The organism is Paraburkholderia sp. (assembly GCF_028283785.1).
Classification (GTDB): domain Bacteria; phylum Pseudomonadota; class Gammaproteobacteria; order Burkholderiales; family Burkholderiaceae; genus Paraburkholderia.
This window is the reverse complement of the sequence record NZ_JAPWKB010000018.1, coordinates 301,768-326,846: the sequence shown is the minus strand read 5'-3', so window position 1 is coordinate 326,846 and position 25,079 is coordinate 301,768. Positions and strand designations below refer to the sequence as shown.

General features: G+C 64.3%; 22 protein-coding genes and 1 pseudogene. 6 read left to right on the top strand and 17 right to left on the bottom strand.

Annotated elements, in window-relative coordinates; all coding sequences use genetic code 11:
• Positions 1-7: 7 nt before the first annotated feature.
• From ureG to PW947_RS21205, 16 genes and pseudogenes are all read right to left on the bottom strand, one after another.
• Positions 8-655, bottom strand: coding sequence for an urease accessory protein UreG (gene ureG, locus PW947_RS21280; protein WP_299634367.1), 648 nt, complete (start codon positions 653-655; stop codon positions 8-10).
• 9 nt (positions 656-664) lie between these two features.
• Complete coding sequence (locus PW947_RS21275; protein ID WP_299634366.1) at positions 665-1,345, bottom strand: urease accessory UreF family protein; 681 nt, start codon at positions 1,343-1,345, stop codon at positions 665-667.
• A pseudogene (gene ureE / locus PW947_RS21270) lies at positions 1,332-2,007 on the bottom strand (urease accessory protein UreE). The gene PW947_RS21275 and the pseudogene ureE overlap by 14 nt, the downstream one beginning before the upstream one ends.
• Positions 2,008-2,019: 12 nt before the next feature.
• On the bottom strand, positions 2,020-3,726 hold the full coding sequence (gene ureC / locus PW947_RS21265; RefSeq protein ID WP_299634365.1) for an urease subunit alpha: 1,707 nt from the start codon (positions 3,724-3,726) through the stop codon (positions 2,020-2,022).
• A gap of 97 nt (positions 3,727-3,823) precedes the next feature.
• Complete coding sequence (locus tag PW947_RS21260) at positions 3,824-4,129, bottom strand: urease subunit beta (protein ID WP_299634364.1); 306 nt, start codon at positions 4,127-4,129, stop codon at positions 3,824-3,826.
• Positions 4,130-4,139: 10 nt separating this feature from the next.
• Positions 4,140-4,442, bottom strand: a complete 303-nt coding sequence (gene ureA / locus PW947_RS21255) for an urease subunit gamma (protein ID WP_006476699.1) — start codon at positions 4,440-4,442, stop codon at positions 4,140-4,142.
• A 250-nt stretch (positions 4,443-4,692) separates the two neighbouring features.
• Positions 4,693-5,505 carry a transporter substrate-binding domain-containing protein gene (locus tag PW947_RS21250; RefSeq protein WP_299634363.1) on the bottom strand — a complete coding sequence of 271 codons (813 nt, stop codon included), beginning with the start codon at positions 5,503-5,505 and terminating at the stop codon, positions 4,693-4,695.
• 254 nt (positions 5,506-5,759) lie between these two features.
• Entirely contained in the window at positions 5,760-6,662 is a 903-nt protein-coding gene (locus tag PW947_RS21245; RefSeq protein ID WP_299634361.1) for an urease accessory protein UreD, read from the bottom strand.
• A gap of 253 nt (positions 6,663-6,915) precedes the next feature.
• Positions 6,916-7,608 (bottom strand): urea ABC transporter ATP-binding subunit UrtE, encoded by a 693-nt coding sequence (gene urtE / locus PW947_RS21240; protein ID WP_299634597.1) that lies wholly within the window; start codon positions 7,606-7,608, stop codon positions 6,916-6,918.
• 833 nt (positions 7,609-8,441) lie between these two features.
• The gene (gene urtD / locus PW947_RS21235) at positions 8,442-9,305 is read right to left on the bottom strand and encodes an urea ABC transporter ATP-binding protein UrtD (RefSeq protein ID WP_299634360.1); all 864 of its coding nucleotides are present in this window, start codon (positions 9,303-9,305) and stop codon (positions 8,442-8,444) included.
• The gene (gene urtC / locus PW947_RS21230) at positions 9,305-10,486 is read right to left on the bottom strand and encodes an urea ABC transporter permease subunit UrtC (protein ID WP_299634358.1); all 1,182 of its coding nucleotides are present in this window, start codon (positions 10,484-10,486) and stop codon (positions 9,305-9,307) included. The genes urtD and urtC overlap by 1 nt, the downstream gene beginning before the upstream one ends.
• A 1-nt stretch (position 10,487) precedes the next feature.
• Complete coding sequence (urtB, locus tag PW947_RS21225) at positions 10,488-12,113, bottom strand: urea ABC transporter permease subunit UrtB (RefSeq protein ID WP_299634357.1); 1,626 nt, start codon at positions 12,111-12,113, stop codon at positions 10,488-10,490.
• Between the two features lie 231 nt (positions 12,114-12,344).
• Positions 12,345-13,643 (bottom strand): urea ABC transporter substrate-binding protein, encoded by a 1,299-nt coding sequence (gene urtA / locus PW947_RS21220; RefSeq protein ID WP_299634355.1) that lies wholly within the window; start codon positions 13,641-13,643, stop codon positions 12,345-12,347.
• Between the two features lie 378 nt (positions 13,644-14,021).
• The gene (locus PW947_RS21215; protein ID WP_299634596.1) at positions 14,022-15,533 is read right to left on the bottom strand and encodes a TolC family outer membrane protein; all 1,512 of its coding nucleotides are present in this window, start codon (positions 15,531-15,533) and stop codon (positions 14,022-14,024) included.
• A gap of 196 nt (positions 15,534-15,729) precedes the next feature.
• A complete protein-coding gene (locus PW947_RS21210) occupies positions 15,730-16,056 on the bottom strand; it encodes a rhodanese-like domain-containing protein (protein ID WP_299634353.1) in 327 nt (108 codons plus the stop codon).
• A gap of 104 nt (positions 16,057-16,160) precedes the next feature.
• Complete coding sequence (locus tag PW947_RS21205) at positions 16,161-16,814, bottom strand: protein-L-isoaspartate O-methyltransferase (protein WP_299634352.1); 654 nt, start codon at positions 16,812-16,814, stop codon at positions 16,161-16,163.
• Positions 16,815-17,059: 245 nt separating this feature from the next.
• Here PW947_RS21205 and PW947_RS21200 point away from each other — a divergent pair, with 245 nt between their 5' ends.
• The 6 genes from PW947_RS21200 to PW947_RS21175 all read left to right on the top strand — a co-directional run bounded on the left by PW947_RS21200 (position 17,060) and on the right by PW947_RS21175 (position 23,972).
• Complete coding sequence (locus PW947_RS21200) at positions 17,060-18,070, top strand: LacI family DNA-binding transcriptional regulator (protein ID WP_299634350.1); 1,011 nt, start codon at positions 17,060-17,062, stop codon at positions 18,068-18,070.
• Positions 18,071-18,073: 3 nt separating this feature from the next.
• On the top strand, positions 18,074-19,561 hold the full coding sequence (locus PW947_RS21195) for a sugar ABC transporter ATP-binding protein (protein ID WP_299634348.1): 1,488 nt from the start codon (positions 18,074-18,076) through the stop codon (positions 19,559-19,561).
• A complete protein-coding gene (locus tag PW947_RS21190; RefSeq protein ID WP_299634346.1) occupies positions 19,542-20,555 on the top strand; it encodes an ABC transporter permease in 1,014 nt (337 codons plus the stop codon). Before PW947_RS21195 ends, PW947_RS21190 begins: the two co-directional genes overlap by 20 nt.
• Positions 20,556-20,721: 166 nt before the next feature.
• Positions 20,722-21,693, top strand: coding sequence for a substrate-binding domain-containing protein (locus PW947_RS21185; RefSeq protein WP_299634345.1), 972 nt, complete (start codon positions 20,722-20,724; stop codon positions 21,691-21,693).
• 48 nt (positions 21,694-21,741) lie between these two features.
• Positions 21,742-22,791 carry a sugar phosphate isomerase/epimerase gene (locus PW947_RS21180; protein WP_299634343.1) on the top strand — a complete coding sequence of 350 codons (1,050 nt, stop codon included), beginning with the start codon at positions 21,742-21,744 and terminating at the stop codon, positions 22,789-22,791.
• A 29-nt stretch (positions 22,792-22,820) separates the two neighbouring features.
• The gene (locus PW947_RS21175; RefSeq protein ID WP_299634341.1) at positions 22,821-23,972 is read left to right on the top strand and encodes a Gfo/Idh/MocA family oxidoreductase; all 1,152 of its coding nucleotides are present in this window, start codon (positions 22,821-22,823) and stop codon (positions 23,970-23,972) included.
• 21 nt (positions 23,973-23,993) lie between these two features.
• Here PW947_RS21175 and PW947_RS21170 read toward each other — a convergent pair whose 3' ends face one another.
• Positions 23,994-25,067, bottom strand: a complete 1,074-nt coding sequence (locus PW947_RS21170) for a J domain-containing protein (RefSeq protein WP_299634339.1) — start codon at positions 25,065-25,067, stop codon at positions 23,994-23,996.
• Positions 25,068-25,079: the final 12 nt, after the last annotated feature.

Below are 25,079 nucleotides of genomic sequence, written 5' to 3'. Positions count from 1 at the left end.
CCCGACCTCACACCGTCAGCAAGCCCTTCTTCTCGATAAACGCGATCACATCCTGAAGGCCGTCGAGCGCCTTCAGGTTGCACATCACGAACGGACGCTCGCCGCGCATCTTCTTCGCGTCCGATGCCATCACGTCCAGGTTCGCACCGACCATCGGCGCGAGATCGGTCTTGTTGATCACCAGCAGGTCAGACTTCGTGATGCCGGGGCCGCCTTTGCGCGGAATTTTCTCGCCGCCCGCCACGTCGATCACGTAGATCGTCAGGTCCGACAGCTCCGGGCTGAAGGTCGCGGCCAGATTGTCGCCGCCCGATTCGATGAAGACGATATCGGCATCGGGAAAGCGCGTCAGCATCCGGTCGACGGCTTCGAGGTTGATCGATGCGTCTTCGCGAATCGCCGTGTGCGGACAACCGCCGGTTTCGACGCCCATGATCCGCTCGGCGGGCAACGCGCCCGCGACCGTCAGCAGACGCTGATCTTCCTTCGTGTAGATGTCGTTGGTGATGGCGACGAGGTCGTACTTGTCGCGCATCGCCTTGCACAGCATTTCGAGCAACGTGGTCTTGCCCGAGCCGACCGGGCCGCCGACGCCGACGCGCAGCGGCGGCAGTTTCCGGGTACGCGTGGTGGAGTGGTGCGAAGGTGCGTTCATGATTGGATCTTATGAGCGGAATAGCCGCGAATATTGCGACTCGTGGCGCGCCGACAGAATGCCGAGCTGCGGCGCGAAAGTGTTGATCTGGTCGGGCGAGGTGGCCATCGCGCGCTGGACGGCGTCGTCGATCGGGCCGCGCAGCGCAACGATGATCCGTTGTCCCGCGACCTGGCCGAGCGGCACCGCTTTCAACGCGGCCGCCGCCTGATTTTCGACCCAGCTGAATGCGTATGCGGCGAGCGTGGCTTCGGTCGCGGCGTCTTGCGTGTACGCAGCGAACGCGAACGCCGTGGGTTGCGCGACCGGCGTGATCGACGCGAGCGTCGCGCGACGTGCTTCATCGCCCCATTCGAGCGACGCGCACAACTGCCGCAGCGACCAGCCCATCTGCTCGGTCTCGCGACGCAGTTCGGCGGACTCGCGGCTTGCGAGGAATTCGGCGTTCGCCGCAGCGAGCGCGGCCGCATCGTGCGACCGCCAGCGCTCGATCTGATGCGCGAGGAATGGCAGTTCGCCGTGCGCGAGCACGTTCGTCAGGCCGTTCGCGATCCAGTTCCGGGCGCTGTCGGCATCGGTGACGAGCTGCGCTTCGATGGCGGCTTCCAGCCCTTGCGAGTAGCTGAATGCGCCGATCGGCAGCGCGGGCGATGCGAGATGCAGCAGCGCCGTCAGTTCAGCGATGCGCATGGTTGTGCGTGTGGCCGTCGTGAGCGCAGGCGTTGCAATCGTCGTGCGCGTGGTCGTGGTCATGCTTGTGAGCATGAGCGTCTACGTGACCGTGACCGTGACCGTGATCGTGCGCATGCCCATGATCGTGCGAATGCCCATGTCCATGATGTTCGCCGAACACCTGCTGCGCGATCGCGTAATCTTCCGCGAAGGTTTCGTCGTGGCCGTGCTTATGACCGCCGCCGTACGCGCCGCTTTCCGGCTGGAACGGCATCTCGACCTGTTCGACCGTCGCGCCGATCCGCTTCAGCATATCGGCCAGCACCGGATCGTATTCGAGCTTCAGATAATCGGCCCCGACCTCGACCGGCGTATGACGATTGCCGAGGTGATAGGCCGCGCGCGTCAGCGTCAGCGGATCGCGCGCGCGAACGTACAGCACCGTTTCAACGGCGGCGACCACGCGCACCAGCGCGCCGTCGTCGGCCACCAGCACGTCGCCGTCGCGCAGCACGGTGCCGCGCGGCAGCACCAGCGGCCACTTCCTCGCCGGTGTCGAGCGTCGCGGCGAGACGGCTCTTGCGACGTGCGTCGAAAGTCAGTGTCAACGTCGCCGCGCGCTTCACCAGCACGGCGGCCAGCTTGATATGCGGTTCAATCAGTTTATCGATGGTGCGCATCGTGGATTCAACTCAGAACAGGAAATAACGCTGTGCCATCGGCAAGACCGTCGCCGGCTCGCACGTCAGCAACTGGCCGTCGGCGATCACCTGATATGTTTCAGGATCGACGCTGATCGCCGGGCGCCACGCGTTGTGAATCATGTCTGCCTTCGAAATGTTGCGGCAGTTCTTCACCGCCACGATACGCTTGCTCAGACCGTAACGCCCGGCGACGTCCGCGTCGGCGGCCATCTGCGAGACGAACGTCAGCGACGTCCGGCCCAGCGCGCCGCCGCGCGTCGCGAACATCTCGCGATAGTGCACCGGCTGCGGCGTCGGAATCGACGCGTTCGGGTCGCCCATCTGCGCCATCGCGATCATCCCGCCCTTCAGGATCAGCGACGGCTTGATGCCGAAGAACGCCGGTTCCCAGAACACCAGATCGGCCCATTTGCCCGGCTCGATTGAGCCGACTTCATGCGCGATGCCGTGCGTGATCGCCGGGTTGATCGTGTACTTCGCGACATAGCGTTTCGCGCGGAAATTGTCGTGACGCGCGCCGTCTTCCGGCAGCGCGCCGCGTTGCACCTTCATCTTGTGCGCGGTCTGCCACGTGCGGATGATGACTTCGCCGACCCGGCCCATCGCCTGCGAATCCGACGACAGCATCGACAGCGCGCCGAGGTCGTGCAGGATGTCTTCCGCCGCGATCGTCTCGCGACGGATCCGCGATTCGGCAAAGGCGATGTCTTCCGCGATCGACGGGTCGAGGTGATGACACACCATTAGCATGTCGAGATGCTCTTCGAGCGTGTTGACCGTGTACGGGCGGGTCGGATTGGTGGACGACGGCAACACGTTCGATTCGCCGCACACCTTGATGATGTCCGGTGCGTGACCGCCGCCTGCGCCTTCGGTGTGATACGTGTGGATCGTGCGGCCCTTGAACGCGGCGACCGTCGCTTCGACGAAGCCCGCTTCGTTCAGCGTGTCCGTGTGGATCGCGACCTGCGTGTCGGTGTCGTCCGCCACCGAAAGACAGTTGTCGATGGCTGCGGGCGTCGTGCCCCAGTCTTCGTGCAGCTTCAGACCGATCGCGCCTGCCGCGATCTGTTCGAGCGCGGGCGCGGGCTGGCTGACGTTGCCCTTGCCGAGAAAGCCGAGATTCATCGGATAGCCGTCGGCGGCTTGCAGCATCCGTTCCATATGCCACGGGCCGGGCGTACAGGTGGTCGCATTGGTGCCGGTCGCCGGACCGGTGCCGCCGCCGAGCATCGTCGTGACGCCGCTCGCGAGCGCTTCCTCGATCTGCTGCGGGCTGATGAAGTGAATGTGCGTATCGATGCCGCCCGCCGTCACGATCAGGCCTTCGCCGGCGATCACTTCGGTCGATGCGCCGATCGCGATCGTCACGCCCGGCTGGATATCCGGATTGCCCGCCTTGCCGATCGCGAAGATGCGGCCGTCCTTGATGCCGATATCCGCCTTCACGATGCCCCAGTGATCGAGGATCACCGCATTCGTGATGACGGTATCGACCACGTCCGCATGGACGCGCTGCGACTGGCCCATGCCGTCGCGGATCACCTTGCCGCCGCCGAACTTCACTTCTTCGCCGTAGGTCGTGAAATCGCGCTCGACTTCGATCAGCAGATCGGTGTCGGCGAGGCGGACGCGGTCGCCGGTGGTGGGGCCGAACATTTCCGCGTACGCGCGGCGGCCAATGCGTAATGTCATGGTGTGAGGTCCGTGTGTGCGGGACGCTGATGGAGTCAGTGAGACGAAGACGTGTGGTCGGATCGCCGGAGCGCGTGCCGTCTGGCGGCGAACGCGCTTACAGCTTGCCCATCACCTTGCCGTTGAAGCCGAACACGATCCGGTCGCCCGCCAGTTCGACGAGTTCGACCGTGCGTTCCTGGCCGGGCTCGAAGCGCACGGCAGTGCCTGCGGCGATGTTCAGCCGGAAGCCGCGCGCGGCTTCGCGATCGAACGCCAGCGCGTCGTTGACTTCGTAGAAATGGAAATGCGAGCCGATCTGCACCGGCCGGTCGCCGGTGTTCGAGACGGTCACGCTGACGGTCGGCCGGCCCGCGTTCAGTTCGTGTTCGCCGTCGTCGGTGAGGATTTCGCCGGGGATCATCGTCGGGTCCTTACGGGATCGGGTGGTGAACGGTGACGAGCTTGGTGCCGTCGGGGAAGGTGGCTTCGACCTGAATGTCCGGGATCATCTCCGGCACGCCGTCCATCACGTCGTCGCGGGTCAGCAGCGTGGTGCCGTAGTGCATCACTTCGGCCACGGTCTTGCCGTCGCGGGCGGCTTCCATCAACGCCGCCGTGATGAACGCGATCGCTTCCGGATAGTTCAGTTTCAGACCGCGCGCGCGACGCCGTTCGGCGAGCAGGGCGGCGGTGAAGATCAGGAGCTTGTCCTTTTCGCGGGGTGTCAGCTTCATCGGATAGGTGGTGGTCGTCGTGATGCGCGTCGCGTGAAAACGCGATGCGCCGGGTCTCATGGAGTCTTGTGTTTCTATCGCGCGCGGGCGGGCTGCGTGGCGGCGACAGTCGTGCCGCCGTCACACCGTTGCGCCGCTCGCAACGCGAGCCTTCAACCATATCAAGTCTGACTAACGGCACGCTTACATCGCGTACGAAAATCGCGCGATTCGAGCGTGCCGTCCTGATGCAGATCGTGCCTCGCGTCGATTACATGTCGGCCGGCAGCGGAGCGCCGAACCATTTCTTCGACATCGTGTTGAGCGTGCCGTCGGCCTTGGCCTGGGCGATGGCGGCATCGACCTTCGCCTGCAGCTTCGGCTCGTTCTTGTTCATGCCGACGAAGCACGGCGAGTTCTTGATGACGAACTTCGGTTCCGGGCGGCGCGGCGGGTTCTTCGCGATGATCGCGGCGGCGACGATATTGCCCGCGGCGATCAGCTGAACCTGACCGGACAGGAACGCGGCGATGGTCGCGTTGTTGTCCTCGAAACGTTTGATGTTGGCGTTCGGCGCCATTTGCGTCAGCCCGATTTCTTCGAGCGCGCCACGGGTCGCGCCGACGGTCTTGCCGGTCAGGTCGGCGGGGCCGGTGACCTTGACGTCGGCCGGGCCGAACACGCCCTGGTAGTACGGCGCGTAAGCGGTCGAGAAGTCGATCACCTTGTCGCGCTCGGGCGTCTTGCCGAGCGACGAGATCACCAGATCGACCTTGCCGGTTTGCAGATACGGAATCCGGTTCGCGCTGTTGACGGGCACCAGTTCGAGCTTCACGTTCATCGATTTGGCGAGCAACGCGGCCGTGTCGATGTCGTAGCCTTGCGGCTTCATGTCCGGACCGACCGAGCCGAACGGCGGATAGTCCTCCGGCACGGCCACTTTCAGCACGCCGGCCTTGGCGATGGAGTCGAGCGTGTCGGCGCTCGCGGCGCTCGAAACCGTCAGCAGCGACGCTGCGAGAGCCGGTGCGAGCAGCAGCGCGGCGAGATGGGTGCGGCGGCTTCTGGAAGGGTTCGTAGGCATGCTTTGTTCTGTGTGATCAGGTGGCAAGGCGCCCACAGCGGGCGTGCGCTATCTGAGAGCAAAGGATGTGCCAAGAAGGTGCCGGCGCGATTCCCGCAATCGCGCGCCGCAGTGCTGCACTCCGGTGGGGAATCGATGCGTCGAGATGGTGCGCGACGCTTGCGGGGCGCTTACATCGGTGGCGCTGGTTGCGGGCGGAAATGCGGTCCACGCATCGCGGTGCGGCGCTGATGCGTGGATGTTTGCGGGGACGCTTACGTCGTCCAGATCCGCAGCGGCTTCGCGTCCACCTGATGGACGATCGGCCGCAGTTTCAGCCAGCACTGCGTGAGTGTGTGTTGCAGCGTCTCCATCGAGCGGCTGACCGCGCGGACCAGCACGACGCCCGGCGTCACGCAGGATGCGCCCGCGCGCAGATCGGACGAGAAGGGCAGCGCGGCAGTCAGCGTTTCGGCGAGCGCGTCATCGCACGCCGGACCGACGGCCCACAGCGTGCCGTACGCCGGGAATCCCGCCAGCCCTTGCGGTGCGAGACGCAGCGCGTCGCCGGCGGCGAGATGCGCACGTTCGAGCCACAGCAGGCGACCGTCCGCGCCGACGATCCGCGACACTGCGCCGAGCGTCCCCGCCGACCAGTTTTCGCCCGCCGCTTGCCGGCCGAGCTGGGTCGCATCCCAACCGAGCGCGGTGGCGCCGTCGGCGAGCGTCAGCGTGAAATCGAGCGACGCATGCGCGTGATCGAACACGATGTTGTTCTGCGGCAGCCAGTCGAGCTTTGCGTTCGCGCCGACGCGAATCGCGATGGACTGACGCGCTTCGCGTCCGTTCGACTTGTACCACTTGGTCGCGCCGGGCGTGGTGAGGACCGCGTGCGTGCCCGCGTCGAGCGATACCTGGATATCCAGCTGGTCGCCGCCCGCGACACCGCCGGGCGGATGCACGATCACCGCGTGGCAGATCGTCGGACCTTCCGGATACAGCGGACGTTGAACCCGCAACGGGCCGTCATGCAGCCGATGCGTGAGTGCGGTGCGTGCGCCTTGCGCGGCAAAACCGAGTTCGAGTCGCGCGCGCCATTGCGCGTGGGTGGCCGGCTGGCTGTCGGGCGCCGATGCATGCGGCGTCGCGAGGGTGGCGTGGTTTTCGTGAAGCGACATGCTGGGCGTGCTTGAGTTCGTTGGCGCGAAGCGGGCTGCGATGCGCGCGATAGGGGGCGTTGCGGTTGCCGTCGCGACGTGCGGCGCTTTGCGTCGATCCGGTGCGGCGAGAATAGCACGGGGTTTCAGGCCGTTTCGAGCGGATGGACGTATACCGGCGGCACTGCCGATGCCGGATGCGCGCGGCGTGTTTCGTGCCGCGCGGCAGGTCCGGTCGAACCGTGCAGCCGAACCGCGCGATCAAACCGCTCAATCAAACCGCGATAAGGGCGCGTACACCGTCGTCGTCCATGTTCGCGCCTTCGCCGCCCGCGACGATTTCACCGCGGCTCATGACCCAGTAGCGGTCGGCGATGGCTTTGGCGAAGTCGTAATACTGTTCGACGAGCAGCACCGTCATGCCCATTTCCTCGACCAGTTGACGCAGCGTACGGCCGATGTCCTGGATGATCGATGGCTGGATACCTTCGGTGGGTTCGTCGAGGATCAGCAGTTGCGGGTCGCTCATCAGTGCGCGGCCGATAGCGAGTTGCTGCTGTTGTCCGCCGGACAGATCGCCACCGCGGCGGGATTTCATGTCCTTGAGGACGGGGAACAGTTCGTAGATCCGGTCGGGGATTTTCGACGGCGCTTTTTTGCTGGCAGCGCCGACCAGCAGGTTTTCTTCGACCGTGAGGCGCGGGAAGATATCGCGGCCTTGCGGGACGTAGGCGAGGCCCGTGGCGACACGGGCATGGGTTGGCAGTTTGGTGATCGGCGTACCGCGCCAGGTGATCGAACCCGCCTTTGGGTGGACCGTGCCCATCAGGCAGCGCAGCAAGGTGGTCTTGCCGACACCGTTACGGCCGAGCAGTACCGTTAGTTTGCCGTCGGGGACGGTTAGCTTGACGTTTCGGAGGATGTGGCTGCCGCCGTAGTATTGGTTGAGGTCTGCGACTTCTAGCATTTTGGTTGGTCCGGTTTGCCTGGTTTGTCTGGTGTTGTTGCGGTTGTCCTGGTTTCGCTCGCTTGTCCCGTTTTCACGCTGGTCTGCCTGGATCGTCCCTGTGCGGGACCGCACCTACTTTTCTTTGCTCGTGCAAAGAAAAGTAGGCAAAAGAAAGCACGTTTACACCGCCGCTTCGTAGCGAGTGGCGTCCTTCCAGAACGGGTAGTGGACCGCGCACGATTTGAGTTGCCGCACCGCATGTCTTGGTGACAAGGCAGTCATTCGTTCCGGCTGTTCGCTCCGCGACAGCCGACGGGCACAACCCCGTCTTTATCTCTCAGCGGCATTCGCACACCGCACTTCGTTGGTCACAAACCCCATTTTTTTGTCATCCCTGATCAGATCTCCGTAAAAAAATCGGGTAAATCCAAGCCCGGGAACCGTCGTAAAACTAAAGAAAGGCATTGCTGCAAACTGGTTTTTGAAGTGGGCTACCGCCGCGCAGCGGGCGGGATGTGCGGGCGCGGACCACCGGGAAAAACGGACCGGCAACTCCAAACGTGCGCGGTCCACTACCCGAAAATTACTAGACGCCACTCGCTACGGAGCGCGAGGTAAACGCGCTTTCTTTTGCCTACTTTTCTTTGCGCGAGCAAAGAAAAGTAGGTGCGGTCCCGCACAGGGACGATCCAGGCAGACCGACGCGAAACCGGGACGACCGAGTCAACCAAGTCAACCCACCGTGAAACCGGGACGACCGAGTCAACCCACCGCGAAACCGGGACGACCAAATCAACCCAAGTCAGCCCAAGCAAAACCACTGCAAAACCACAAAAACCAGCCCACGGCAATCACCGCCCTAAGTAACTCTCAATCACCACCTCATCCCGCTTAACCTCATCCAGCGACCCATGCGCGAGCACGCGCCCTTCCGCCATCACCGTCACCCGTCCCTTCTCCCCAGCCAGCGCAGCCACAAACTCCATGTCATGTTCGACGACCATCATCGAACACGTACCGCGCAGATGATTCAGCAACTCGGCCAGCTCCATCGTCTCGTGGTCGGTCATCCCGGCTGCGGGCTCGTCGAGCAACAACAGCGACGGCTGCTGCATCAGCAACATGCCGATCTCGAGTCGCTGCTTCTGCCCGTGCGACAACTCGCCCGCCAATCGCCTCGCCTCGCTCTCGAGGCGAATCAACCCAAGCGTTTCTTCGATCCGCGCCTGCGCCTCGCGATCCAGCCGCGAACGTAACGACGAAAGCCATCCCTTGTCCGCCTTCATCGCGAGTTCGAGGTTCTCCCACACCGGATGCTGCTCGAATACGGTCGGCTTCTGAAACTTTCGACCAATCCCCGCGCGCGCAATCGACGGTTCGTTCATCCGCGTCAGATCGATCGTCTGGCCCAGAAACACCTTGCCGCTATCCGGCGTGGTCTTGCCGGTGATCACGTCCATCATCGTCGTCTTGCCCGCGCCGTTCGGACCGATGATGCAGCGCAATTCGCCGACATCGATCGACAGCGTCAACGCATTCAACGCCCGGAAACCATCGAAGCTCACGGTCACGTCTTCCAGATACAGGATCGTCCCGTGCGAAATGTCGATCTCGCCCGGCACGACCGCGTGACCCATCCCGGCCACGCCGCTCAACGACGTTTCGGACGGCGCTTCAGGCAACGACAGATCGGGCACCATCGGGTTCTCGTTCATCAATGTTTCCTCTTGCGCGTCGCAAGCTCGATCAGACCCATGATCCCGTTGGGCAGCAGCAGCGGCACCAGCACGAAGATCAGACCGAGAAAGAACAGCCAGTATTCAGGGAAATTCGCCGTGAAAAAGCTCTTCGCGCCATTCACCGCAAACGCGCCGATGATCGGTCCGATCAACGTGCCGCGTCCGCCGACCGCGACCCAGATCGCCATTTCGATCGAGTTGCCCGGCGACATCTCGCCCGGATTGATAATCCCGACCTGCGGCACGTATAGCGCGCCCGCAATCCCGCACAACACCGCCGAAACCGTCCACACGAACAGCTTGTACGCGAGCGGGCTGTAGCCGAGAAACATCAGCCGCGTTTCACCGTCGCGCACGGCGGTGACGACGCGTCCGAGCTTCGACGTGACGATCGCACGCGCGCCGAGAAACGCCAGCACCAGCACGCCGAACGTCAGCAGCAACAGCACCGCGCGCGTGCCCGGATGCGTGATCGGAAAACCGCCGATCCGCTTGAAGTCGGTGAAGCCGTTGTTGCCGCCGAAGCCGGTCTCGTTGCGATAGAACAGCAGCATCGCCGCAAAGGTCATGGCCTGCGTGATGATCGACAGATACACGCCCTTGACCCGCGAACGGAACGTGAAGAAGCCGAACACCCACGCGATCACGGCGGGCACCAGCACCACCAGCAGCAACGCGTAACCGAGATGCTGCGTGCCTTGCCAGTACCAGGGCAACTGATGCCAGTCGAGAAACACCATGAAGTCGGGCAGGTCGCTGCCGTACTTGCCTTCATGGCCGATCGCGCGCATCAGGTACATGCCGATCCCATAGCCGCCGAGCGCGAAGAACAACGCATGCCCGAGGCTCAGAATGCCGCAATAGCCCCACACCAGATCGAGTGCCAGCGCAGCGATCGCGTAGCACATGAACTTGCCGGTGATGGTCATCATGTACGCGGACAGATGGAACGCGCTGGTTTCCGGCAACACCAGTGCCGCGAACGGCACACCCAGCCCGAACACGACGATCAGCGCGATCAGCGCGAGCCACGCGCGCCGCGACAGCAGCGCGGGACGGGGCGGCAAACCGAGCGCGAAGCCCGATTTCAACGCACGCTCGGTGGCCGATGCGTCGTCGTCCGGTGAAACGGAAGCGGGAGAAGTCAGGGATGTCATGTCATGCCTCCGCGCTGCGGCCCTTCAGGGCAAACATGCCCTGCGGACGCTTCTGGATAAACAGCACGATCAGCACCAGGACCGCGATTTTCGCGAGCACAGCGCCCCAGAACGGCTCGATCGCCTTGCTGACGAGACCCAGGCCGAAGCCGCCGATCACGGTGCCCGCCAGCTGGCCGACGCCGCCCAGCACCACGGCCATGAACGAATCGATGATGTAGCTCTGGCCGAGATCCGGTCCGACATTGCCGATCTGCGACAGCGCACAGCCGCCCAGACCCGCGATGCCCGCGCCGAATGCGAACGCGTACGAATCGACCCGCGCCGTCTTCACGCCGACGCACGCCGCCATCCGGCGATTCTGCGTGACGGCGCGCACGAACAGCCCGAGCCGCGTTTTGGTCAGCACCGCCCACGCGATCCCGACCACGATCATCGCGAACGCGAGAATCGCGAGGCGGTTGTACGGCAGGATCAGACTCGGCATCACCGTGACGCCGCCGCTCATCCACGACGGATTCCGCACCTGCACGTTCTGCGCGCCGAAGATCATCCGCGTGGCCTGGATCAGGATCAGGCTGACGCCGAAGGTAGTCAGCAGCGTTTCGAGCGGACGGCCATACAGATGCTTCAGCACCAGCCGTTCGAGCACGATCCCGACCAGTGCCGCCGCAGCGAACGACGCCGGAACCGCCAGCAGCGGATACCAGTCGAATGCGCCGGGCGCATAGCGCTGGAACAGGTTCTGCACGACGTACGTGGCGTAGGCGCCGATCATCAGGAATTCGCCGTGCGCCATGTTGATCACGCCGATCAGCCCGTACGTGATCGCGAGGCCGAGCGCGGCCAGCAGCAGCACGCTGCCGAGCGACAGCCCGGCGAACAGCGTGCCGGCAATTTCACTGCGGCGCTGGATCGAGTCGAGTTCGTCGAGACCGACCTGCGCGGCGGCGCGCACGGCCGTGTCGCTTTCGACGAAGGTGCCGTCCGGCTTCTTCGCGACCAGCGGACGCAGCAGTTCGTTCATCTCCAGATTGTGGCGCGCGGCCACCAGCTTGACCGCTTCGAGGCGGTTGGCCGGATCGGTGTCGTGCAGCGCGGTCATCGCCCACAGCGTGTCGAGACGCGCTTTCAGCTTCGGATCGCTTTCCTTGGCGCGCGCCGCGTCGATCATCGGTTTCATCGACGGGTCGGGGTTCTTCAGCAGCGCTTCGATCGCGGCGCTGCGTTGGGTGGTGTCGGGCGAGTCGAGTTGCAGACCCGACAGCGCGCCCGCTACTTTCGAGCGCAGGAAGTTGTTCAGCGTGATCGGCTGCGCATTGTCGGCGGCAACGGTCTTGCCGGTGATCGCGTCTTTCGTCGCGTCGCCGTCTTGCAGCAGCACTTCGTTCGAATCGGTCGCGAGCGCGCTGTCGTCGTTGAGGCCTTTGAGCAGCGCCATCGACGGCGCGTCGTGATTGGCGATCAGCTTGTCGATCGCCGCCGACTTCGCGTCGAAATCGTCACCGGCAAGCGGCGCGACGTCGTCGGCCGTCAATGCATACGCGCCGGCCGGCAACGCCGCCAGCAACGCGATGCCGAGCGCGCCGACACTGCGCCGCACGAACGAGAAGAAGGGAGATGCCATGGTTGGCCTTAGAAGGTAAAACCGGCGGGGCGGCGCGACGTCGCGAGGCCGCCGCGCGTGAATAAAGAGCGAAAACGTTGCCGCGCTGACCCGCTAACCGGGTCACGCGGCAACGGTGAGTCGGTACCGCATGCGACGGCGGCGAGGTTGCCGGGCAACCCGCGCGCCGCAGCATGCTTTCGACGGCATGCCGATATCAGGTCGGACGCAGCATCGGCTGCGCCGGCAACATCACGCAGCGCGACGGCGGCGCAGGAAGTCGGGAATCGAGCTGACGACATCCGGCTTGCCCTGATTGCCCTGGATATACGGGCTCCACGGTTGCGCGCGAATCGTGGTCTTGGTGCGCCACACGACGTTGAACTGACCGTCCGCGCGCACTTCGCCGATCATCACCGGCTTGTGCAGATGGTGATTGCCGTCCATTTCGAGCGTGAAGCCCGACGGTGCCGCGTACTTCTGGCCGATCATCGCAACGCGCACCTTGTCGACATCCGTGCTCTTCGCTTTTTCGACGGCCTGCTTCCACATATGGATACCGACGAACGTCGCTTCCATCGGGTCGTTCGTCACGCGCTTGGTGCCGCCCGGCAGGCTGTTGGCCTTGACCCAGTCGGCCCATTGCTTCTTGAACTTCTCGTTGGTCGGGTTGCGCAGCGACATGAAGTAGTTCCATGCCGCGAGGTTGCCGACCAGCGGCTTCGTATCGATCCCGCGCAGTTCTTCTTCGCCCACCGAGAACGCCACCACCGGCACGTCGGTCGCTTTCAGGCCCTGGTTGCCCAGTTCCTTGTAGAACGGCACGTTGGAGTCGCCGTTGACGGTCGAGATCACGGCCGTCTTGCCGCCTTGCGAGAAGGTCTTGATGTTCGCGACGATGGTTTGATAGTCGCTATGGCCGAACGGCGTGTAGACCTCTTGAATGTCGGAATCCTGAACGCCCTTCGACTTCAGGAACGCGCGCAGGATCTTGTTGGTCGTGCGCGGATACACATAGTCGGTGCCGAGCAGGAAGAAGCGCTTGGCGCCGCCGCCTTCCGCGCTCATCAGGTATTCGGTGGCGGGAATCGCCTGCTGGTTCGGTGCAGCGCCCGTGTAGAACACGTTGCGCGACATTTCTTCGCCTTCGTACTGAACCGGGTAGAACAGCAGGCCGTTCAGTTCTTCGAAGACCGGCAACACCGACTTGCGCGATACCGACGTCCAGCAACCGAACACCACGGCGCACTTTTCCTGCGTAATCAGTTGACGCGCTTTTTCGGCGAACAGCGGCCAGTTCGATGCCGGATCGACGACGACGGGTTCGATCTTGCGGCCCATCACGCCGCCGCTCTTGTTGATTTCCGCGATGGTCATCAACGCGGTGTCCTTCAGCGACGTCTCCGAGATCGCCATCGTGCCGGACAGCGAGTGCAGGATGCCGACCTTGATCGGGCCTTTGTCATCCTGCGCATTGGCAAACGGACTACGGCCAGCGAGCGCCAGAGCGCCAGACATCGAACCGAGTTTCAACAGACTACGACGTTTCATTTACTTCCCCTATGTCATGGATGGTCAATCTTTTTAGGCGTCGATTGCGCGGTAAGGCGCACGGCTGCATGGCTTGCCGTTTGCTCTTATGCAAGGCATATGCCAAGCGGTAAGAGCTTCCGGAGTTGTCCGTCGATATGGGTCGACGCGGCCGTTTTTGACTATGCGATCGAGTCGTTGCGAACCAAAGCGGTGCATCGATCGGCGCGATGCGTCGTCGCGGTGCGCGTGACGCCGCTGCGGCGCATCGTGGAACCGAGAGGTGGAAACGTGCGGTGCAACGATGCCGTTCGGTTGTGCATGCAACCGAATGGCGGATGAAAGGAGGGTGTCGGCTTGAGGCGAAACGCGGCGTCGAGGATGACGCCGTCACCGGCGCTATTGCGCGCCGGGTGTCTTCGGCATCGTGTGCCGTCCCGATTGGCCGGCCGCGCCGCGGGCTGCGACGCCCGGATGCGGGACGCTCGGGGCGACCGGCAACGCGGTCAGCAAACCATCGTCGACGGGCGATAGCAGCGCGCTCAGTTGCAGCACGTCTTCGTCGGTCAGGTTCGCGGTTGCGGCCTTCAGCTTCATGCTGTTGACGAGCGTGTCGTAGCGCGCTTTGGCCAGATCGCGGCGCGACGAAAACAGCTGGTCCTGCGCGTTCAGCACGTCGATATTGATGCGCACGCCGACCTGATAGCCCAGCAGATTCGATTCGAGCGAAGTCCGCGCGGAGCGTTCGGCAGTCTGCAACGCGCGGACCTGCGCGAGCCCGCTGGACACGCCCAGAAAGGCCTGACGCGCGGACAGTTCCGCATTGCGTCGGGCCGTGTCGAGATCGGCGGCGGCCTGGTCTTCGAGCGCGAGTGTCTGTCGCACGCGGCTTTGCGTAGCGCCGCCCGCGAAGATCGGGATCGTCACCTGTACGCCGATCGTATTGTTGGTGTACGACGAGCCGAGATTGCCCAGCTCCGCCGCGAGCGCGGGCGTGCCGGACACGGCCGTGTTCGTGCCGCTGCCGAATCCACCGCCGAAGTTGCCGCCGAAATTGCCCGCGCCCGCTGCGCCCAGACTGCTGCGCGAACGGCTCGCGACCAGATCGACGGTCGGCAGATGACCGGCTTTCGCTTTCGATGTTTCGCGCTGCGCGTTGTCCAGCGCGAGCTGTTTGAGTACCACCTGGTAGTTCGCGTCGGCGGCGGTGTCGACCCACTGGTTGATGTCTGCGGGGACGGGCGGCGGCAGCGGCGCACCGGCCGCGAGCCCGTCGAGATGCTCGACCGGATGCCCGACGATCTGCTGAAGCGCCGCGAGCTTCACCGCCAGATCGTTCTGCGCGCCGATCTCCTGCGACACGGCCTGGTCGTATCGGGCTTGCGCCTCGTTGGTATCGGTGACGGTGGTGTTGCCGACTTCGAACGCGTGCTTCGCCGATTCGAGCTGCTGCGCGATCGACGCCTTTTGCGAGCTGGCAATCGCGACGCTGTCCTGTGCGGAGAGCGCGTCGAAATACGCCTGGCCGAGGCGCAGGATCAGATCCTGTCGCGCCTGACCGAACGACGCCTGCGCCGATTCGACCGCGATCTTGCCTTGCGCGTAGCCATACCAGGTGTCGACGTGGATCAGCGGCTGCGTGAGCGAAACGGTGTAGCCGTTGCTATTGCCGGTGGACGCGGGAAAACCGCCGCCGAAGTCGGTGTTCTGCCGGTTCGCGCTCAACGACGCCGACAGTTGCGGCAACAGCTTGGCGCGCGCGAGCGGCAATTCCTCGCTGTTCGCGGCCATCGACGCGCGCGCGCTTTGCAGCTGCGAATCGTTCGACAGCGCTTCGTCGTAAAGCTGGGAGAGGTTGACCGCGCGGGCCGGTGCGGCGGCAAATGCAACGCAGGCTGCGAGCGCAGCCAGAGACAGATGAGAGATCGAAGCAGTGCGCGAAACGGTGCGGGAAATGGCGCTTGAAGCAGCGCTTGAAACAGCGCTTGAAACAGCGCTTGAAACAGCGCTTGAAACAGCGCGCGGGAGACGGGAACAGCGCGCTGTCGATCGCGCGCGGGCGGCCAGCAGGACCGGCACGGCCCGGCGCGTCATGCGGAGGGCGGGCTCAGTAAGTCGGAACCGACGGATCGACCTGGCGCGACCATGCGTCGATTCCGCCTTGCAGGTTGATCATGTTCTTGAAGCCGCGCTGGGTTTCGAGAAACATCGCGACGCTCGCACTGCGCGCGCCGTGATGGCACACGCACACGATGGTTGCGTCGTCGTCGAGTTCTTCGCTGCGGGCGGGAATGTCGCGCATCGGGATCGACACGCTGCCGGCGATATGCGCGGTTTGCACTTCCCACGGTTCGCGTACGTCGAGCAGCACGGGCGAGGGACGCGATTCGTCGGCGAGCCACGCGGCGAGGTCGGGAGCAGTCAGGTTTTGCATCGGCGGGACATCCAGTTCGGGTGACGGCTAAAAAGAATGGGCGACAGCGACGTCCGACCGGCAGCGCATCACGGCACGACGGCCGCGACCCGCGCCGGCGGCGTTCAGAACTTGAAGCGCGGCGGTTGGGCGGCGTTGATCAGCGGTTCGACATAGGTTTCGAACACATCGGCGATCCGGTATTGCTTGTCGTCGATACGCGTGATGATTTGCGCCTTCATGACCGGCGCGGTGCCGACGAACGCCGCGAGACGGCCGCCCACTTTCAGTTGTTCGAGAATTTCTTGCGGCAACACCGGCAGGCCGCCCGACACGCAGATCACGTCGTACGGCGCCGCTGCGGGCCAACCGCGCGATGCATCGCCGGTCGCGACTTCGGCGTTCAGGACGCCGTTGGCGCTCAGGTTGCTTTTGGCGAGTTCGGCCAGCTCTTCGTTGATGTCCACCGTCAGCACGTGCTGCGCGCGCGCGGCCAGCAATGCCGCCATATAACCCGAACCCGCGCCGATCTCGAGCACGGTTTCGTGCTTGCGAATCGCCAGTTCCTGCAACACGCGCGCTTCGATGCGTGGCGCCAGCATGTGTTGACCCGCCGGCAGCGGCACTTCGAAGTCGACGAAGGCCAGATCGCGGTAGACGGCCGGAACGAAGTTCTCACGCTTGACGATCGACAGCAGGTTCAGCACGTCCTGGTCGAGCACTTCCCAGGGGCGGATCTGCTGTTCGATCATGTTGAAACGCGCTTGCTCGATATTCATGGTGGATTCGGCGGTTGAGTGCAGCGAGTGGGTTGGGGAACGGCGGAATTGTACCAAACCACAGGTGGATTCCGTCCGCTTCCGGGCGCGCCACGGCCCCGGCCGGAGCCGCGCCGGTCGGTGTTTATCCCTACGCGACAGGACCTTGCGCTTCGGCGTGCGATCACCCAAAAATGTAATCGATTACATTTTCGCGGGGATCGACAGTGTCCAGCACGCGGCAAAACGGTCGGACGGTCTCGGGGATGCGCGCGCCAATTGCCGCCGCGCATTCGATCGCGGGCGTCGCCGAGCAGGCCGGCGTGTCGGTCGCCACCGTGTCGCGGGTGCTCAACGGCCATTCGAACGTGCGCCCGGCGACCCGCGACAAGGTGCTCGCCGCGGTCGAAAGCAACGGCTACCGCGTCAACGAACTCGCGCGCAATCTGCGCACCGCCGCAAGCCGCCTGCTGCTGACCATGGTGCCCGACGTCGGCAATCCGTTTTACGCGGAGATCGTGCGCGGCATCGACAGCGTGGCGGGCCAGCACGGCTATTTCATGCTGCTGTGCGACACGGGCGCCGATCCGGGTCGCGAGCGCAGCTATTTCGACCTGCTGCGCCGCCGCCGCGCCGACGGTGCGATCTGCCTCGATCCCGCCACCGTGCAGCAGGCGCTGGCCGAAGAGTCGGGCGCGTTGCCGTGGGTCGCGTGCTGCGAGTTCGATCCGGCGATGGGCGTGCCGTACGTCGGCATCGACAACTATCGCGCGGCCGGCGACGCGGTGCGTCATCTGCTGGCGCGCGGCCACCGGCGCATCGCGCTGATCAACTCCGACGTCGGCTATCTGTACGCGCGTCAGCGCCAGCAAGGCTATCTCGACGCGCTGCACGACGCGGGCATTACGCCGCTCGACGGCTGGCGGCGCAATCTGAACAGCCTCGACTACGAAGCGGGCGCATCGGCGGCTGCGCATCTGATGCAGCAGGCGGATGCGCCGAGCGCGATCTTCGCGGTGTCCGACACGCTGGCGATCGGCGTGATGCACGGGCTGCGCAGTGTCGGCAAGCGCGTGCCGGACGATGTCGCCGTGTTCGGTTTCGACGATATTTCGCTCGCCGCGCAGATCGATCCGCCGTTGACGACCATTGCGCAGCCGATGCGCGAACTCGGCGAAACCGCCGCGCGGCTGTTGCTGCAACGGCTCGCGAATCCGTCGGCGGAGGTGGCGGGCGTGCTGCTGCCGCATCGTGTGATCGTCAGAAGGAGCGCCTGAGCGATGAGCCTCGCCGTCCGTTTCGACGATATCCGCAAGGATTTCGGGCCGGTGCGCGTGCTGCACGGCGTCAGCTTCGATCTCGCGCCGGGCCGCATCTACGGTTTGCTGGGCGAGAACGGCGCGGGCAAATCCACGCTGATGAAAATCCTCGCGGGTTACGAAACGGCGAGCGCAGGCACGTTGACGGTCGACGGCACGCCGCAGCAATTTGCCGGTTCGCGCGACGCCGAAGCGGCCGGCATCGTGCTGATTCACCAGGAATTCAATCTTGCCGAGCATCTGAGCATCGCGCAGAACATGTATCTCGGTCACGAGAAGCGGCGTGGCTGGCTGCTCGACGACGCCGCGATGAACCGCGACGCGACACGCTATCTCGCCGAAGTCGGTTTGCAAAAACCGGCGGATACGCGCGTGCGCGATCTGATCGTCGCGGAAAAGCAGATGGTGGAGATCGCCAAGGCGCTGTCGCGCCGTGCGCGTCTGCTGATCATGGACGAACCCACGGCCACGCTGACGCCGTCCGAAACCGAGCGGCTGTTCGCGTTGATGGCGAAGCTGAAAGCCGACGGCGTGACGATCGTCTATATCTCGCACAAGCTCGACGAAGTCGAACGCATCACCGACGAAGTGATCGTGATGCGCGACGGCCGGTTTGTCGCGCGCAGCGAAACGGCGGGGCTCGCGCGTCAGCTGATGGCGAACCTGATGGTCGGGCGCGACGTGTCCGATATGTTCCCGCCCAAGCAAACAGTGGCCGCCGACGCGCCCTTCGCGCTGAAAGTGGACGACCTCGTCGTGCCGGATTGGGTCGAACGATTGAGCTTCGGCGTGCGCGCGGGCGAAGTGCTCGGATTCGCGGGACTGGTCGGCGCGGGCCGCACCGAGGCGTTCGAGGCGATCGTCGGCTTGAGGACGCGCAGCGCGGGGCGCATCGAGATCGCGGGGCGGCCGGTCGCGATCGACAGTCCGCGCCGTGCGATGCGCCACGGTCTCACGTATCTGAGCGAAGACCGCAAGGGCAAGGGGCTGCACGTCAATCTGAACTTGCAGGACAACCTCACGCTGATGACGCTCGAACGCTACGCGCATCCGCTGCTCGACCTGAAAGCCGGACGCGCCGCGCTGACCCGCGCGGTCGGCGATTTCGGCATCCGCACCGGCGATCTCGCGAGCCGCGCGCGCATGCTATCGGGCGGCAACCAGCAGAAGCTCGCGCTCGCGAAGTTCCTGCAACCGGACCCGAACGTGATCGTGCTCGACGAACCGACGCGCGGCGTCGATGTCGGCGCGAAACGCGACATCTATTTCCTGATTCACCGGCTCGCCGCGCAAGGCCGCGCGGTGATCGTCATCTCATCCGAACTGATCGAGCTGATCGGCTTGTGTCATCGCGTAGTGGTGATGCGCGCGGGACGCCTGCAAGCCACGCTCGACCTCGAACATCTGACCGAAGAGGAGTTGATCGCCCATGCGACCGGCACCCACTGAAGCCTCGCACGGCGGCCGCGCGTGGCGGCTTGCGCATCGTTTGCACGGACTCGGACCGCTGCTCGGACTGATCCTGCTGTGTGTACTCGGCACCGCGCTGAATCGCGATTTCGCCACCGTCGACAACATGATGAACGTGCTCACGCGCACGTCGTTCATCGGCATCATCGCGGTCGGTATGACTTTCGTGATCATCTCGGGCGGCATCGACCTGTCGGTCGGATCGATGGCCGCGCTGATCGCGGGCAGCATGATCTGGCTGATGAACGCGCTCGCCGCGGGCGTCGGCGGGCACGCGTTCGCGCCGCTGACGATCGTCATGATCGGGATCGTGTTCGCGCTTGTGCTGGGCGGCCTGTTCGGCTGCGCGCACGGACTGTTGATCACCAAAGGACGGATCGAGCCGTTCATCGTCACGCTCGGCACGCTGGGGATTTTTCGCGCGGTGCTGACGTGGCTCGCGGACGGCGGCGCGCTGACGCTCGACAACGGCTTGAGCGACCTGTACGGCCCCGTCTACTACGCGAGCCTGTTCGGCGTGCCGGTGCCGATCTGGGTGTTTCTCGTGGTGGCGGCCGGCGGCGCGTTGATCCTGAACCGCACCGCGTTCGGACGACACGTGCAGGCGATCGGATCGAACGAGCAGGTTGCGCGCTACGCGGCGATTCGCGTCGATACGGTGAAGATCGTCACGTACGTGCTGCTCGGCATCTGCGTCGGCGTGGCGACCGTGCTGTACGTGCCGCGTCTGGGATCGGCCACGCCGACCACCGGCCTGTTGTGGGAACTCGAAGCGATCGCGTCGGTAGTGGTCGGCGGAACCGCGCTGAAGGGCGGCGAAGGCCGCGTGGTCGGCACGGTGATCGGCGCGGTGTTGCTGTCGGTGATCGCGAACATCCTGAATCTGACCAGCATCATCAGCGTGTATCTGAACGCGGCGGTGCAGGGCATCGTGATTATCGTCGTCGCGTTCCTGCAGCGCGGACGGCGCTGAACGGATCGAAGTTTTCTGGTGGACGGCAGTAGTGGCGTGAGTGGCAGTGGCGAAGGAGTAGCAGTCGGGCGGCATGGCAAACGCGGTGCAGATATCGACGCGTGCGTGACAGATGGCCGGGCAGCGACGGCCACGCGCATCCGTCATAACAGATATGGAGACGAACATGAAACAGATCAATCGCGCCGTTCGGGCGCTCGGTGCGGGCGTGCTGACGTTGAGCATGCTGGGAACGGCGTCGCTCGCGCGCGCCGACGAAAAAGTCACGCTCGGCGTCGCGATTCCAACCGCCGATCACGGCTTTACCGGCGGCATCGTCTGGTGGGCGAACAAGGCGAAAACCGATCTGGAGAAAGCCCATCCCGATCTGAAGATCATCGTGAAAACGGCGGCGGGCGCGCCCGAACAGGCGAACCAGTTGCAGGATCTGGTGACCGTCAACAAGATCAACGCGCTGGTGATTTTCCCGTTCGAATCGGCGTCGCTGACGCAACCGGTCGCGCAGGTGAAGAAGAAGGGCGTGTACGTGACCGTGGTGGATCGCGGCCTGACGGATACGAGCGCGCAGGATGCGTACGTGGCGGGCGACAACACCGCGTTCGGCAAGCTGCCCGCCGAATATCTGGCGAAGGAACTCGGCGGCAAGGGCAATATCGTCGCGCTGCGCGGCATCCCGACCACGCTCGACAACGAACGCTATACCGCGTTCTCGAACGTGATCAAGAACTATCCGGAGATGAAGATTCTCGACGCGAAGTATGCGAACTGGAATCGCGACGACGCGTTCAAGGTGATGCAGGACTTCCTGACGCGCTTCAAGCATATCGACGCCGTATGGGCCGCCGACGACGATATGGCAGTCGGCGTGCTCAAGGCGATCGACCAGGCCAAACGCAGCGATATCAAGATCGTGTTCGGCGGCGCGGGATCGAAAGGCATGGTGAAAAACGTGATGGACGGCGCGCCGATGCTCAAGGCCGATGTGTCGTACTCGCCGAAATTCATCTACGACGCGATCAAGCTGACCGCCGAAGCACGGCTGAAAGGCGATAAGCTGCCGGCCACGACGATCATTCCGTCGGTGCTGATCACGAAAGAGAACGCGCAGCAGTTCTACTTTCCCGACTCGCCGTTCTGACGGTCCGGCCTGCTCCGCAACCGCTATCGCAACCACGGACTTCGCACGATGAAAACCATCAAGGGACCGGCGATCTTTCTGGCGCAGTTCATGGGCGACGACGTGCCGTTCGACGATCTCGCGCATCTGGCGGGTTGGGCCGCGAGCCTCAGCTACAAGGGCATTCAGGTGCCGGCCGATGCGCGTCTGATCGACCTCGAACGGGCGGCGGCCAGTCAGGCGTATTGCGACGACCTGCTGCAAACCGTCGATGACGCGGGCGTGGCGATCACCGAGTTGTCCACCCATCTGCAAGGGCAACTGGTGGCCGTGCATCCCGCGTACGACACCTTGTTCGACGGATTCGCCGCGCCGCAGGTGCGCGGCGATCCGGCGGCGCGCACGGCATGGGCCATCGGGCAACTGAAGCTCGCGGCGCTGGCGTCGAAGCGTCTGGGGCTGACCAGCCACGTGACGTTTTCGGGCGCGCTCGCGTGGCCGTATCTGTATCCGTGGCCGCAGCGTCCAGCGGGTCTCGTCGAAGCCGCATTCGACGAACTCGCGCGCCGCTGGCTGCCGGTTCTCGATGCGTTCGACGCGGCGGGCGTGGACGTGTGCTACGAATTGCATCCGGGCGAAGACCTGCACGACGGCGTGACCTTCGAGCGCTTTCTCGACGCCGTGAACCAGCATCCGCGCGCGAACATCCTGTACGACCCGAGCCACTTCGTGTTGCAGCAACTCGATTACCTCGCGTTCATCGACATTTATCACGCGCGGATCAAGGCGTTTCATGTGAAGGACGCCGAGTTCCGTCCGGATGGACGGCAGGGCGTGTATGGCGGCTACAGCGGCTGGGTGGAGCGGGCGGGACGGTTCCGCTCGCTGGGCGACGGGCAGATCGATTTCGGCGCGATCTTCTCGAAGATGGCGCAATACGACTTTCCCGGCTGGGCCGTGCTCGAATGGGAATGCGCGCTGAAGCACCCGCAGGACGGCGCGCGCGAAGGTGCCGCGTTTATCCGGCAGCACCTCATTCGCGTGGCCGACCACGCGTTCGACGACTTCGCGGGCAGCGGCATCGACGCGGCGCAAGTCAAAAGCGTACTGGGCATCTAGCGGTTTTCGCGGTTCGCGGAGGGCGTGCAATGACACGGCATCGAAGGCTCAGGCTCGGGATGGTCGGCGGCGGACAGGGCGCGTTTATCGGCGCGGTGCACCGGATCGCCGCGCGCCTCGACGACCGTTTCGAACTCGTCGCGGGCGCGCTGTCATCCGATCCGTCACGCGCGCAAGCGAGCGCGGACGAAGCGGGTATCGCGCGCAGTTACAGCGACTGGCGCACGATGGCGCACGCCGAAGCCGCGCGCGACGACGGCATCGACGCCGTATCGATCGTCACGCCGAATCATCTGCACGCGCCCGTCGCAAGCGCGTTTCTCGAAGCGGGCATTCACGTGATTTGCGACAAGCCGCTCGCCGTGTCGCTGGCCGAAGGCGAAGCGCTCGCGAAGCTTGCCCGCGACACAGGCAAACTGTTTGCGCTGACCCACACGTATTCCGGTTATCCGCTGGTGCGGCATGCGCGCGCGATGGTCGCGTCGGGCGAGTTGGGCGAGTTACGGATCGTGCAGGTCGAGTACGCGCAAGACTGGCTCGCCACGCCCATCGAGGCGAGCGGCACGAACCGGCAGGCGGCCTGGCGCACCGATCCGGCGCTGGCAGGTCCGGCCGGTTGCCTCGGCGACATCGGCACGCACGCGTATCAGCTCGCGGCGTTTATCAGCGGCATGCTGCCGGAGTCGATCGCAGCGGACGTGCATACGTTCGTCGCGGGCCGCCGTGTGGACGATCACGTGCAAGCGCTGCTGCGATATCCGAACGGCGCGCGCGGCACCTTGCTCGCGAGTCAGGTCGCGAGCGGCGCGGAAAATGCACTGCAGGTGCGGATCTACGGAACGCGCGGTAATCTGCTCTTCGATCAGCAGACGCCGGATCGATTGTGGTTGACGCCGTTGGGCGGCGCAGCGCAATGCCTGACACGCGGTCGGGTTCACAGCGCGGCCGCGACGCACGCGACGCGCTTGCCGCCGGGTCATCCGGAAGGGTATCTGGAGGCGTTTGCACAGTTGTACGCCGACGCGGCATTGCAGATCGAAGCGATCGACGCCGGCCGGCCGCCGCCCGCCGAAAGCGCGTTGCTGACGACCGTGGACGATGGCGTCGAAGGCTTGCGGTTTATCGACGCCGTGCTGGCGAGCAGTGCCGCGAATGCGGCGTGGCGGATGATCCGCCGCTGACCGCGCGGACGCCTGGCCGCTTTAATAGCGCGACACGGCCTTGATCCAGTCCTTGAAGTAACGAATATCGTCGAACATCTTCAGATCGAGGTTGACCGCCTTGAGGCCGCTTTGCATTCTGGCGATTTCCTCGTCGAGCAAGCGGCCCATGCTACGTGGCGTCACCGCGAATTCGGGATCCAGAGCGAAGCCCGACGCGAACTCGAACTCGATCCGGTAAAGCGCGTCGTCCAGTTCCTGCACCTGCTCGCGCAGGATCTTGTTGTAGCGCTTCAGCGTGTCTTCGCTGAAAGTGTTGATGGCGCGCTGGTCGATGTGTTCGATTTCGAGTTGCAGTTCGAGCAACTGAAGCAGGTTCCCCTTGCGATACGCGTCGTTGACGCGCTGCATCAGTGTCGTCTTGCGGACGCGTTCGTCGGGGTCCTGTTCGCGATCCGGATGCAACGCGCTGGCCAGCTTTCGGTAAATCTCGCGCACCGACATGCTGAGTTTCGCGTCTTCCGCCTGTTGCCGCGCGTCCCGCTTTGCCTTCGCCGCCGCCTCTTTCGCGGCCTTGCGCCTGTCGGCATGCTGCGCCTTCGCGTGGCGCGCTTCTTCTGCGCGACGTTCGGCTTCCTCTTCCGCGTCGATCCCGGCGTTGTATTCATCGATCGTCGCGGCGAGCGCTTCCTGAATCAGCGCGAATTGCTCCGGTGTGAAGTCGGGTTCGGTCGCGCGGAAAGGCGCGTCGCTATGCCGGTCGTGAACCGCCTCCAGCCTCGCGTCGTCCTGTTCGCGCAGACGCCGGCTCGCCAGTCCGGTGATCAATCCGGAGACCCGGTTTCGCTCGGCCTTGCTCAGCTTTTCGCCGAGACTGATTTCGTCGAGCCGGTAGACCATCTTGATATGCGCCTGGCGCAAGGCCTCGCGCGCAGGCAGCAACTGCGTGGCGTATTTGCGGTGGAATTCGACCTGGAAGCTCTCCCACGTGATCAGCCGTTCACGCCGAAGCTCGATCTTTTTGACGAGGTCGTTGAAGCTTTTCTGGCCCTTCGTGTGCAGCGGTTGCGCGTCGTCGTTTGCGATCTTGACGGTTTTGACAGAGTTCTTCGACATGGTGGGATATCC